Source organism: Streptomyces sp. BHT-5-2, assembly GCF_019774615.1.
Taxonomy (GTDB): domain Bacteria; phylum Actinomycetota; class Actinomycetes; order Streptomycetales; family Streptomycetaceae; genus Streptomyces.
Map to the genome: position 1 here is coordinate 1,684,769 of NZ_CP081497.1, position 13,827 is coordinate 1,698,595.

General features: G+C 70.3%; 3 protein-coding genes. All 3 read right to left on the minus strand.

The genetic code is table 11. The features are described from left to right. Window positions 1-39: 39 nt before the first annotated feature. Window positions 40-4,167, minus strand: coding sequence for an Eco57I restriction-modification methylase domain-containing protein (locus K2224_RS35275; protein WP_221911190.1), 4,128 nt, complete (start codon window positions 4,165-4,167; stop codon window positions 40-42). Further along, entirely contained in the window at window positions 4,167-7,127 is a 2,961-nt protein-coding gene (locus tag K2224_RS35280) for a DEAD/DEAH box helicase (protein WP_221911191.1), read from the minus strand. The genes K2224_RS35275 and K2224_RS35280 overlap by 1 nt, the downstream gene beginning before the upstream one ends. A 92-nt stretch (window positions 7,128-7,219) precedes the next feature. Then, on the minus strand, window positions 7,220-13,546 hold the full coding sequence (locus tag K2224_RS35285) for a protein kinase domain-containing protein (RefSeq protein ID WP_260693916.1): 6,327 nt from the start codon (window positions 13,544-13,546) through the stop codon (window positions 7,220-7,222). Window positions 13,547-13,827: the final 281 nt, after the last annotated feature.

Sequence of the window (13,827 nt, forward strand, 5' to 3'; positions counted from 1 at the left end):
CGCTGCTTAGCGAGCGGCGCCCCTCGCGTTGTCCGAACGTCAGTCGTCCTGGCGGGCCGGGTGGCGTGGTCCCTGCCCCGGGGGCGGGGTGAGCGTGGACTTATACGTGCCGGATTCGCTCTCATCGAGCGGGGTCTCCAAGGTGAGGCCGGCGGCGGCCATGCGGTCGTACTCGGCGAGGATCAGGTCCTTGGTGCGGTAGGTGCCGTGTGCCGCTTCGTCCTTGCGCTTCACGATGGGGAAGGTGTCGAGGATGTACGACACATCATCACGATTGATGCCATAGAGGTGGAAGAAGAGGGCGTCGAGCTCAGCTCGGATGATGGCGCGACGGGATTCGTTCCAGCGGAAAGGGGCGCCGGTGTCGCCGAGATCCCGAGCGAAGGGGGTCATGTCCTTTGCGGTGTAGGTGAGTTCGAGCACGCGAGGGGTGACGGTAACCGAGTGGCGGGCGACCGCTTCTGGCGGGAGGGCCGGCAACTGCTTCCAGATGAAGAAGTTCATGGAGGTGCCGCCGACTTTCTGCCGACTCGCGAAGTCGTACACAAAAGAGGACAGGCAAGCGATCAACCCCGCCAGCTCTGAGGGGGAGCGGTCAGCGGTCATAAGCGGCACTTTGTTTCCGGCACTGGCTTTAGGGAAGGCAAATGAAATCGCGGTGCGTTCGTCCGTGGCGCGGCAGATATCACGCCATCCGAGGAGCCAGTCGCGAGTCCAACCGCGATTCGCCAGCCGCTGGCATACCCCATCTGCTTTGAGCTCGGCTCCGTGTTTGTCGACGGCGCCGGTTGGAATGCTCTGCTCACTGGTCCAGTATCGGGGAAGCGCCACAGTGTCAGGGGCTTGCTTCTCAGCAATCGAGAAGTCGCGAGTATCCCCCTCGTCCGTGTACGTCGCCCACCGATGGTCGTAGTGGTGCAGCATTTTCGCTTCGTACAACGGCAGCAATCGCTCCTCCCCCCGCACCAGCACATTCCCGTCGAGGCGCCAGCCGTCCGCGAGCATGGACTCCAGGGTTTCCCCGCTGGAGGTGGAGGGGCGGAAGAGGTGGGAGTCGTGGGACATGTCGAACATGCGCAGGAACGACACACCCCACGGGTTGCCGTTCGCCTTGTCCGACTCCTTGAGGAAGACCGGCACCCGGCGGTACATGCCGAGGGTGATCTCGGCGTCTCGGCGGGTACGGAAGACCGGGCAGGTTCCGGTGTTGGGGTTGAGGAGGGTGATCTCCTCGGGGGTGAGGGTGAAGACCTTATCGAGGGACTCCAGCTCCGCCGGGTCATGGGCAAAGAAGGCGAATCGGGCGGCCGGTTCACGCAGCGAACGGCCTGCGAGGGACAGCACGCAGAACTTCATACGAGAGTCGACCGCCGGGAAGAGCCCGCTGCGGTTCTCGAAGTCGAACAGTGCCGCCAATGACCCCGCCGACACCAGGTCCTTGAAGAAGTACTGCGTCCGCGCGTCCGTCGCGATCCCCGTCGGTACGATGACACCGGTACGCCCCCGACCACCGGTCAGGATGCGGTCGGCCTCGGCGAACAGCGCATATAGATTTAGGTTGCCCTGCCCCGTCAGGGGATAGCGGCCGGAGATGCGCAGGAAGTGGCTCTCGCCGTACACGCGGCGCTTGGCGGCCTCGTATTCGTTGAACAGCCCGACGGTGTCGAGGTCGTCCCCGAGTGCCTGGATCTTCTTCTTCCGGGCCGCTGTGTTGTTGGTCGCCGCGATGTCCGGCGCGCGTACCGCGAAGAACTCCGTCTCGGGGAAGTTGATGCTGTCCCACGGCGGATTCCCCACCACCGCGTCGAACCCGCCGGCCCACCCCGTCGCCGGATCGACGCCCGCTCCCGACTCCGGGACGGCGAAGACCTCCGGGAACTCCAGATGCCAGTGGAAGAACCGGTACCGCTCGCTCAGCGCGAGCACTTCCGTCAGCGTCGCATCGTTCACCCCCGCCGTGTCCCCGGCGAGCAGGCTCCGCACGACGTCGTGGGTCGGCGCCTCCGGCGCGCCCGTCTGCTTCGGCCAGACGAAGGCGGCGCACCACGCGTCCGCCGTCTCACGGTCGCGCGTGTACGCGGCGGAGTTCACGTACGCCTTGTACGCCGCCTCCTGGGCGTTGACCTCACTGAGGTCGTCGGACGGAGCGTTGGTGATGTCGCTGAGCTGGGCCGCGAGACGTGTGTTGCTCGGGACCTTGACCTCGGACTCGGCGAACAGGTCGCCCTGCCCTCCGCGTTGGGCCTTGTTGCGCTTCTTGAGCGCGGCCGCGTACTTCTTGTCGTCGCCCTCGATCGCGTCGAACGCCTCGTCAGGGACGCCGCCCGCGAGGAGCGAGGGCGTCGTGCCGAGCAGCGCGTTGCCGTGCCGGACATGCGCGTCCAGGAACCCCAGCGCCTTCCCCGGCTCCATCGCCTCCAGCCACAGCGACACCTTCGCCAGCTCGACCGCCATCTCGTTGAGGTCGACGCCGTAGATGCACCGCGCCACGACCTCCCTCAGCGCGTGCCGAACCGCGTCCACCGTCGGCTCCGGGTTGTGCTCACGCACCGCCGCGACCCGCTTGGCGATCCGCCGGGCCGAGGCGACCAGGAAGTGTCCGGAACCGCACGCCGGGTCGCACACCGTCAGACCGAGCAGTTCCGCGACGATGTCGTCCGCCGGGTCGGGGTGTCCGCCGGCCGAGGCCCGTTGCTCGCCGCGCTTGACCGCGTCGTCGATGACCGGGTCGAGGGTGGTGTCGAGGAGGCACTCGATCAGCGACGACGGGGTGTAGTAACTACCCGTCGTCTTACGGCTGTTGCCCGCCACTTCGACCAGCTCGAACGTCCGGTCCGTCGCCGAGTGCTTCGGCTCCAGTTCGAGGAGCGACTCGTACACCGAGCCGAGCTCCTCCGCGTCCAGGTGCCGGTAGTCGACGGCCCGCCAGCGCCGTGCCCCCGGGTCGTGGACCTGCGCCAGGTGGCCGACGGCCTTGAGCAGCGACTCGTTGGAGAGCTTCAACCCCTCCAGCGGTGCGTCCGCCTCCGTACGCGAGAAGAGCCCGCCGAGGCCGGGCAGACCCAGTTCGGGCCGGCCGCCCTCGGTGCCGAGCGCGTCGAGGACCAGGCGCAGCGCCTCGTACTGGTCACCGTGCGCGGTTCCCTGGCGCCGCCGGGCCCGCCTGCGCAGCCGGTCCGAGGAGAAGTACCGGGCGTACGCGTTCTTGGCGGCCTCGTCCGCCGCCGGGTCGAGCAGCGCGTCACGGTCCTCGGCGACGAAGACGAAGAGGAGCCGGTAGACGAGCCGGAGAAGCGCCTTCTGCAGCGCCTTCGGGTCGGTGGCCTCGCGCAGCCGCACGTTGTCCGGATGCCGCAGGAACCCCGTACCGAGCACGGTCAGTGCCTGCTGGACACCGAGCCGCAGCTGGTCCAAGGCGCGGGCGCCGGAGGTGACGGCCTCGGTCCGCCACTTCTCCAACCAGCACCCGGACGGCGCCGCCCCCTCCGCCACCTCGAACCGCGACGCGTGCAGCACGCAGTACAACAGCACGAACTCGCTGAACAGTTCACCGTCGAAGATCGCCTCCAGGTCGAACTCGACGTACGCGGCCGTCGCGAACGACGACGAGTCGCGAAGGAGCCGCAGCGTCCGACCGTTGGTGAGGACCGCCCACAGATGGGCCTCGGTCCGGTTGAGGCAGTCCTGGACGAGGGACTGCGGCGGCACCTGCCCGGCCGTCGGCCGCTTGTCCGGTTCCTGGTTCCAGGGGATCAGGTGGAGCAGCGCGGGCCCGTGCCGGTGCGAGATGCGGAACCGGGTGTCCGGATCGGAATCGGCGGGGATGCCCTCCGGGCCGACCTCCGTCAGCGCCCCGAAGTCCAGCTTGCGGAAGAGCTGGGAGAGCCAGTCGGAGGAGGCCCGGCCGGTCGGGTCGGCGGCGGGCGCACCGGTCTTCGGATCGGCGGGCAGCGCTGCGCGCAGTTCGCGCCAGAGCGGCTTGAGGTATTCCCAGGCGCGCTCGGCCTCGTCGCGGACGGCGACCGAGCCCGGCAGCCCGTAGTCCGCGGACTTGGTGCCCGGCAGGTTCCGTGCCTCGGCGATGCGGACGAGCATGTCGCCGGGGAGCAGTCCGCCGACGGTGGTGACGGCGGCGAAGACCGGTGCGGTGCGGGTGGCGGCGGACATCAGGCTTCGGCTCCGGTCACGAGAGGGGCGGATACGGCGGCGGGCTGCTGCGGCAGATACACGTACACACCGAGGACGTCGGCGGGCTCCTGCGGGACGACCTTCAGACCGCGGACGATCTCGGCACGGTCGCTGGTGTCGGCCTTCCGTACCCGCCGGTGCGAGGCGTCGAGGTCGGCGGCGAGCGCGACACCGTACTCGGCGATGTGGCCGGTCAGTTCGGGCAGTCCGTCCAGGGTGCGGGTGATCTGGTTGCGGGCCAGCTGCTCATGGGTGTTCGTGGCGGCCCGAGCCCCGAGGAGCGCCGCTGTCGCGTCGTCGTCGAGCCAGCGGGCCCGGGACGGCAGGCCCTCGAAGGCGAGCAGCCGGGCGTCCTCGGCGACGATCTGCCGCTCCCCGGTACGGGACGGCAGCGTCAGGTGGAAGCGGTAGCGGACCAGGAGCAGGGTGGTGCGGATGGTGACCGCGTCCGTGGTGACGACGCCGCAGCGGCGGGCTGGGCGCGGGCCCGGAGTGTTCGCGTCGAGGGCCGAGTCGAGGACGTACGAGGCGAGCGCGCCGACCGCCGGGTCGGTGCGGACCAGGGCCGCCTCGCCGCGACCGATCGCCGGGGAGGTGCGGAACGGGATCTCCCGGTCCTCCTCCACGATCCGTCCGCCGAGGACCGCCGCGAGACCGTCGCGCACACCGGCCGGCGTGCCACCGATCTGCGCGGCGAAGTCGCCGGAGCCGTCGCGGGGGTCGCGGATCTGGGCGTCAAGGTCGCGCAGCGCCTCCAGGACGAAGTCGCGGACCTCCTCGGAGCCGCCGAGCGCGGCCCGTACGGCGGTGACCTCGCGGGCCACCTCCTCCGGGTGGATAGCGCGCTGCGCGTACTTCGAACGGGAGGTCCGCTCGCGCTCGGCGGCCGAGTTCCACTCCCGTTCCATCAGGTCCAGGGACTCCTGGTGGCCGTCGAGGTCGAAGAGCCCTTCCTGGGTGCCCTGCCTGCCGTGCAGGAGCAGCCATTCGACCACCGCGTCGGTGACGCCCGAGGCCGTCTCGTCCGGGACGGAGACCGAGATGCCGAGGTCCTTCTTGATCTGCCGGTGCTTGGCGAAGAGGACTTCGAGGACCTTGCCGTCGATGCCGTTGTCCTCGCCGAACATGGTGATCACGCGGACCTGGTCGCGCTTCTGCCCGTACCGGTCGACGCGGCCCTCCCGCTGGTCGTGCCGGGTCGGGTTCCACGCCAGGTCGTAGTGGATCACCGCGTCGAAGGCGTGCTGGAGGTTGACGCCCTCGGAGAGGCAGTCGGTGGCGATCAGGACCCGGCGGACGGCCGGGTCGCCGCTGTCCTCGGCGGCCAGCTTCTCGATGCGCTCCAGGCGCTGCTGCGGGGAGAGCGTGCCGGTGACGGCGGCGATCCGCGTCTTCGGCCCCAGCTTCTTCTCCAGGTGGGTCGCCAGGTACTCGGCGGTGGGGATGTAGCGGCAGAAGACGATCGGGCTGTACCCGTCCGCGATCAGCGACTTGAGATGCGCGGTCAGCGCCTTGAGCTTGGCGTCGGGCGCCGGGCCGTACAATTCGGCCGCACGCGCCGCGAGTTCACGCAGCCGCGGGTCGCCCTGCTCGCTCTCCGCCGCGCCCGGCGCGACGTCCATGCCCTCCAGCCGGTCGCTGTCCGAGGAGTCACGGGTCAGCGGCGCACCGAGGGCGTCCGCCTCGACGGCGGTCCGGGCGGCGGCGGACTCGGAACGGGTCTCCAGGGTGCGGGCCGCGGCGGCGGGCGAGGACACCATCGACCGGAGCAGTGCGATCACCGACCACCAGGCGATGCGGGCCTCCCGCTTGCCCTGGCGACCGGCGGTCTCCACCCGGTCCGCGGCGTAGGCGATCGCGTCGTCGAGCAGTGTTCGGTAGGCGGGGGTCAGCTTGTACGGCTCGTCCTTGGTCCACCGGTCGGAGGGGAACGCGGTCCGCTCGACGAGGGAGTCGTCGGCGAGACCGTCCTCCTTGGTGAGGTACTGGCGCACGTCGGCCCGCTTACGGGCGACGAAGTGCTCGGCGAGACGGGCCCGGCCCGCCGGGCTCTCCAGGTCGACCGTGGCCAGGTCCGGCCGGACGAGACCGAGCAGGTTGCGGAACGCGGACTCCTTGCCGGAGTGCGGGGTGGCCGTGAGCAGCAGCAGATGCCGGTCCTCGTCCGCGGCTACACGCCGCAGCAGTTCGTAGCGGAGCTGACTGGTGGACGAGGAGGCCGGGCCCTGCGCGTCGTCGGCCGCGACGCACGTGTGCGCCTCGTCCACCACCACCAGGTCCGGGCAGTGCCGTACGAAGTCCTCGCGGTGCCGGGTCGACTTGATGAAGTCTGTCGAGATGATCGTGAATGGGTGCCGGTCGAAGAGCGACTGCCCCAGCTCCAGGCCGCGCTCCAGACGCGACACGGTGGAGGCGAGGACCAGCTCGGCGTCGATACCGAACTTCTCCCGCAACTCCCCCTGCCACTGCTCGGCGAGCGAGGGAGAGCAGAGCACCGCGAGGCGGCTCGCCTCGCCCTGCGCGAGGAGCTCCTTGACGATCAGGCCGGCCTCGACGGTCTTGCCGATGCCGACGTCGTCCGAGATCAGCAGCCGTACGGTGCGCTGCCGCAGCGCCATGAGCAGCGGCACCAGCTGGTAGGCGCGCGGCTCCACGGCGATCGACGCCAGCGCGCGGAAGGGCCCGGCCCCGGAACGGAAACCGATCCGCAGCGCGGTCCGCAGCAGGCCGGCCGCCCGCTGGTCACCCAGGTCGGACGGGCTCGGCGCCGCGAACTGGGCGGGCCGTACCTCCTCGAAGGCGGGAAAGACCGCCGCGACGTCGTCCTCGCCACCGCCCAGCGGGCGCAGCACCAGCATGCCGGAGGCGCTCTCGGGGAGCACGACCCATTCCCGGCCGCGGGCGTTCACCAGCGAACCGGCCGTGTACGTGGGGCTCATGGGTCTCTCGGTTCCTTCGGGGTCGGCGGGGTGGAGTGGTCGGGGTGCGACCGGGGCGGTGAGCGTAAGGATCGACGGAGAGAACGTAACGGTCAACGGGTCTGGAAATACGTCGCGTTGTCGTCCGCCACGGCGTCCCAGTCGGATCCCGCCCGGAAACGCAGCACGTCCCAGCCGGCCTCCTCCAGGCGGTAGCCGGCCTCGCGGTCCCGGGTGGAATCGGCGCCGTGGTCGGAAAGGTCGACGAAGACCGCGAGACGGGCACCGTCCATACGGAACACCAGATCCGGCTTGGCGGCGGCCTCCGGAACCAGGACGTCGACCTCGTCCGGCAGCCGGTAGCCCTTGGCCTTCAGCCAGCCGAGGAGATCACCCGAGGCGATCAGGGCTTCGAGGTCGGCCTCCAGCGGAGTGGGCGCGGCGGGGCCATCGCTGCCGTTCCGGGCGGGGCCGCCGGACCCGGCTGCGGCGGGTGCCGCCAGCCGGTGGAACTGCTCGCTCCGGGATTCGCCACGGCCCTCGCGTTCGGTCTGCGAGCTTGCGAGGAGGAGCAGCAGCGGGCGGGCCGCGTGGCGGCTCAGCAGGCGGTGGTGGGTCTGGTTGCCGTACGTCAGGAGACAGGCGTAGCAGCCGCGGGCGCACTCCTCGCCGCCCTCGGGACCGCCCAAGTCCTCGCCGGTGTCCGGGTCGAAGTGGCAGATCTCCAGGGCGGCGCGGGCCGCCTTCGCCAGCGCCCCTCGCTCCTGTCGCAGCCGGCGCAGCACACCGGCTCCGCCCTCTGCTGCCTCGGTGAAGAGCAGCCGGCGACGCGGCCCCTCGGGCGGCGGCAGGAGTTCGGCCGTCAGCTCGGAGTCCTCCAGCTCGAAGGCGGCCTCGATGCCCCGCTCCAGGGCGTACAGGACGGAGAACGCGACCGGCTCCGGCAGTGGCTCGTCCAGCGTCGCCACCAGGATGTTCCGCCGGTCCTCCACGTACGGCAGGACCCGCTTCCGGCGGCGCTTCTCGTTGCCGTCCTCGTCGACCACCGGCATCCCGGTGCCCTCCACGGCGTCCGCCGCGGCCCGGTCATTGAGCCAGCGGCCGTCGCCCAGGTCCAGCCAGTAGCCGTCCTGCACGTCCTCCTTGTCGCGGACCCGGCCCAGGTTGGTGATGCGGACCGTGGCCGAATCGCCGTAGTCGAGAGCGAGGACGGCGGCACCTTCTCCGTCCGTCACCTGTGAGGTGAGACGGCCCTTGCGGACCCCGTGGTCCTGGAAGGCGTACGAGGTCTCCAGCCGGAAACCGGCCCGGCGCCGCTCCTCCTCGTCGGAGGAGATCCGCTCGCGGGGGGTGGTGTACACGGTGTGGAGATGGATCAGGCCGGTGCGCTTTCCGGTCAGCTCCGTACGGCACATCGCGCAGCGGTCGAGGCCCGGACGGACCGGGTGGTGGTAACCGCAGGTGTCGCAGCGGCGTGCCTCCGCCGTCGCCAGATCGCCGGAGGCGTCCGGCGGCAGCTGGATCCGGGTCACCTGGTAGCGGGCGCCCTCGTGGTAGATCAGCGCACCCGGACCGAACTCGCGGATCGCCAGGAAACGCGGCCGCTGGAGATAGTCGCCGTCGGCGTTGCGCCGGTTGCCCGAACGCGGGATGTACGCGGCCAGCGGCAGGCGCGGGAAGCTGTAGCCGGGGAGGAAGCCCTCGGAGGCCAGATAGCGGTAGGGGTTGAAGTCGCTCATCACCGACTTGTTGTCGGTGGAGCGGTTGAGCAGCAGATTGGTCTGCGTCTCGGCCTGCCGGCGGCGGGTGCGGGCGCGGCCCTGCTCGCCCTGGCTGAGCGTGTGGTCCACCACCCGCTTGTTCTGCTCGTACTGGTCGAGCACGGCGGCTCGGAACAGCTCACGCCACCGGTCGAAAGACTCGTCGAACCTGTCCGCGGCCCGCTCGACACGGTCCTCGATCCACTCGTCGTACCACCAGGTCGTGTCCTGGAAGTCCGAGATCAGCGGCGCGAGCACGTTGTGCGCGGCGGCGACCGCGCGGCGCCGGGCGCCCTCGTCGAGCGACCTGTCACGGATGTGCGTGTGCAGCGGCAGCACCATCCGGGGATCGGGCCGGTCCCCGCTCTCCGGGTCGTACGCCACGTCGACGACGTCAGGTACGGCCGTACCGAGCTTCATCTCGGTCTCCGCCAGCCAGATGCTCTGGACGTGCGAGCGGACCAGGTCCTCGTTGGCGAGATCGAGGCGGGGCGGTGCGACCTGGCCGGAGACCATCGCCTCCGAGCGGCGGAAGTAGTACTGGTCGTGGCTGTTGCCCGTCGCGCAGTACGTGGTCACCAGCGCCGGCTGCCCCGAACGGCCCGCACGGCCGGAACGCTGGGCGTAGTTGGCCGGGGTCGGCGGCACGTTGCGCATCATCACCGCGTTGAGCGAGGAGATGTCGACGCCCAGCTCCATCGTCGGCGAGCAGTAGAGCAGCGGCAGTTCGGCCGTGCGGAACTCCTCCTCGCGCAGCAGCCGGTCCTCCGGCGGCACCTGTGCGGTGTGCTCGCGGGCGTAGAGCCCCGCCAGCTCGGTTGCGGCGTCGCGGTACAGATCGCGGAAGAAGGGGTTGACGCGCGGCCCCTCGCCGTGGCTGTAGGTGCGGGTCAGCGGGTCGATCGCCCCCGTCTCCCCATTTCCGGCCCGCCACACGATCGCGGCGGCCGACACCCGGTACCCGGTGCGCTTCTCCGCCACACGCCGACGGAACGCCGGCCCCGAACGCTCCGGTGCTGCCTCCACCTCGCGCACCAGGTCGGCGTCGCGGAGCACGGTGAGCAGGGTCTCGATCACCCCCTGCACATCGTCCTGCGGTGCCTCGCGCAGCGCGGGTACGTTCCGGCGCAGGTACTTGCCGAACTTCCCGCGCGGCGAGAGGAACAGAGCGGTGCGCTCCATACCGGGCTTGGAACCGTACGGGTAGGCCGTGCCGACATTCGGCTTGTCGCTTTCACTGAGGACCCAGGGGCCGGTCAGCCGCTCCTCGCTGGCGCCCTTCAGCGCGTCGAAGTCGTCCCGGAAGTACTGCACATCGATGGCCAAGCCCCGGCGCAGGAAGTCCAGGAGGGTGCGGGCGATCTCGGCACGGAGCTCCGCGTCGATCTCGCGGAGCACCGGGTGCGCCGATTCCCAGCGCTCGGCGCGGGCGGCCACCCACTCCAGGTCCTCGTAGTCGATGCGCAGCAGGCCCGTCTGCTCCAGGTTGGGCATGGTGATCCGCCAGCCGCGCTCCAGGTCGCGGTAGAGGCGGTAGCCGACGACGTCCCGGAAGGTCTTCGTCGCCCGGCGTTCCATGGACGGCGGCTGGTCGGCGACACCGGTGTACTCGCGTGGCGCGAGGCCCATCACCTCCGTCACCGCCAGAGTCAGGTCGTCGTGGCGTACCCCCTCCTCACCGGAGCGCACGACCGCCGCGTACAGCGCCCCGCGCAACTGGGTGACCTGCGCGAAGTCGTTGAAGTGGCCGGCCTGCAGCGAGGCGTCCTGACGGTTGTCGACGAAGGTGAGGAGCTTGCGGGCCTCCTTGTCCAGGCTCTTCTCGGGCACCGCGCGCAGTGACTTGAGGATGGAGGCCGAGATCAGGGAGGTGGCGGAGGAGCGGCCCTCCTGGTCGAGCGTCGCCAGCTTGGCGAAGTCACGGCCGCGGGTCTGCTCGTACGACACCTGGCAGTGCACACAGAACAGGAATGGCGCCGGGACGAACGCGGCCTCCAGGCCCTGGCCGCCCTCCACGCCTGCCGCGCTCTCCGTGCCGAGGGAGTCGACGACGATGCGCCTGGGCACCCGCTCCCGGTAGGACTTCTTCACCACCGTCAGACCGTTCGCGTCCTGCTCCAGCCAGGACTCCGGGAGCCGCCGGTCGTCCACGGCCCGCTGCGGATCGGCGGGCCAGGCGTAGTCCTCGCCCGGCACCCCGACATACAGACAGCCCTCGCCCTCGCGGCCACCGGAAGCCGAGGTGCCACGCCGTGGCTCGTAACGGAAGACGCCGTCACGGCCTTCCGTGCGCCACACCGTGAGGTACTCCTGACCGCACTCCCGGCAGAACGACAACGGGTACAGCGGCATGCCGCCGCTGCCCGGCTGCTCCAGCTGGAAGGTGCGGGTCAGCGGGCGGGTGAGCGGGTTCTCCAGGGTCGTGTACACGGTGTCGCCCTTGGAGAGGAACTGGTGCAGGCGGAAGGCGAAGAGGGGACGTTCGGTCACCGGGTGCTTGGCCTGGGAACCGGCCTCCAGGGTGGCGCGGATCGCCTCCCGGACCTGGTCGGCGGGGACCCCGGAGCCGGTGGACAGTTCCTCGGCGGCCGATTCGATGGTCTGCGGCGCGCAGCGGCGCAGCCGCCCGGTATCCGGCTCCTCCTCAAGGCCGAACTGGGACTCCACCCAGCGGGCGAGGGGGTCCCGGGTGAGTGCCTCGTACGCGCGGGGCGCCGCGGGCATCCGCAGCCGCTCGGGGGGAACGGCCGCCGGTGGCTGATCGGTGGCCCGGACCAGCGTCTCGCCGATCACCCGGGTGGGCAGCACCGTGGTGCCGAAAAGGCGGCCCGCGACCCGGGCGACCTCCCGCCGCTGGTCCTCCCAGGTGCCCTCGGTGGACATGGTCGCAGAGGTGCCGATGCACTGCAGGTTCTGTCCCGCACGGCATGCCTCGCGGACCCGGCGGATCAGCAGCGCGACGTCCGCTCCCTGCCGTCCCCGGTAGGTGTGCAGCTCGTCAAAGACGAGGAACTGCAGGCCTTCGGCGTTACGGATCAGACCGTCGCGGTCGTCCGGCCGGGTGAGCATCAGCTCCAGCATCACGTAGTTGGTGAGCAGGATGTCCGGCGGATTCCGGCGCAGCTCCTTGCGCCGCTCCTCGTCCTCCTGGCCCGTGTACCGGGCGAAGGTGACCGGCTCGCGGCCCTCCCCGAAGCCGTGCCGCAGGTACTTCTCCAACTCCTTGAGCTGGGAGTTGGCCAGCGCGTTCATCGGGTAGACGACGATCGCCCTTACCCGTCGCGGAGTTCCCGGAGCGGCCGCGTCCCGCTCCCTCAGCACCTGGTTCACGATCGGCACGATGTAGGAGAGCGACTTACCGGAACCCGTGCCGGTGGTGAGCACGTACGAGCCGCCTTCCTGGGCCGCCTCGATTGCCTCGCGCTGATGGCGGTGGAAGGTGAGCGGCCGGCCGTCCGGACGGCGGGCGTCCTCCTTCTTGCCGGTCTGGAAGATCTCGGCACAGCGGGGATGCAGCAGCCCGTCCCTGACCAGATCGGTGACCTGGCCGCCGTCGGCGAAGAACGGATTCAGCGAGAGCCAGGGGTCGGGCCACTGCGACTTCGAGGCCAGGTCGTCCTCGACGAAGTTCTCGATTCGGGCGTCACGGATGACGGTGGCGCTCCGTGTGAAGCTCTCGTACTCCTGGATCAGATTCTTGTGGATGCCGAAGACGTCCATGGTCTCCGGCAGGCGGGGCGAACGGCGCGGTACCGGGGCCGGCTTCACGGCGGCGGGCTGCGGCAGGTCGGCGCGGAGCCGGGCCACCGGGTCCATCGCCGTCCACTCCGGGGCGAGCAGGCCGACCGTCGCGTCGGGGGCGAGCGCGTGCGGGATCAGGGCCTCGCGGACCAGGGTGGCGTTCTCCGGCCGGTTCTCCGGCTCCTTCTCCAGGAGCCGGGAGATCAGGCGCACCAGGGCCTGCGGCAGATCGGGCCGGACGATGGTCAGCCGCGGCGGCGGGTCGTACTGATGCTGCACGGACAGCTCGTAGGCGGTCCGGGCGGAGAACGGGGGGCGGCCGATCAGCATCTCGTAGAGGACGCAGCCGAGCGCGTAGAGATCGGCCGCGGCGGAGACCGGCTCGGCGCGGAACTGCTCGGGCGCCATGTACCGGGCCGTGCCGACGCTCACCCCGGTGCTGGTCAGCCGTGTCTGGTCGGGGTCGTCGACGATGGAGCCCATGCCGAAGTCGAGGATCTTCACGGTGCCGTCGCGCAGCAGCATCGCGTTGGCCGGCTTCAGGTCGCGGTGGACGACGCCAGCTGTGTGCGCGGCGGCGAGGCCGGAAGCGATCTGCGCGCCGATCGCGGCGACCCAGGAAACCGGGAGCTGCGGCTCTTCGTCCATCAGCAGGCCCAGGGTGTGGCCGTCGAGCAACTCCATTGCCAGGTAGGGAAGACCGCTGCCGCCCGGTGCGTCGTCGACCCCGCCAGCGATCAGATGGGTGAGGTTGGGGTGCCCCTGGGAGAGCATGCGCATGATCTTCACCTCACGGTGGAAGCGCTGTGTCTCCTTGTTCCCCTCCGCGGCCTCGACCAGTAGGCCTGTGCGGTTGCGCAGCACCGTCTTCAGCGCCACCTCGTACTGCGTCGAACCGGGTGCGGCTTCCAGGTCCACGGCCCGGTGCACCTCTCCCATGTTTCCGCGACCCAGGTCACCGGTGATCCGGAAACGTCCACCGACCTGCTCCAGCGCCACTGCTGCTCCCCGTCACTCGCGTCGTGGTGGAAGGTAAGTATCTCGCGGGGAGTGTACACCAGGAGTAAGAGTATGGGCTGTGAAGTGCTGTTGACAATGTAAACGTGCTCTGAATGTCGACTGTGGCGATGACATAGGGGGCGGTGGTGGCGTTTCGGTCCATGACCGGCGAGGGCGCGCCAGATGGCCTGCGGGCCGTGGCGACGCTTCTGGTCGGCCTG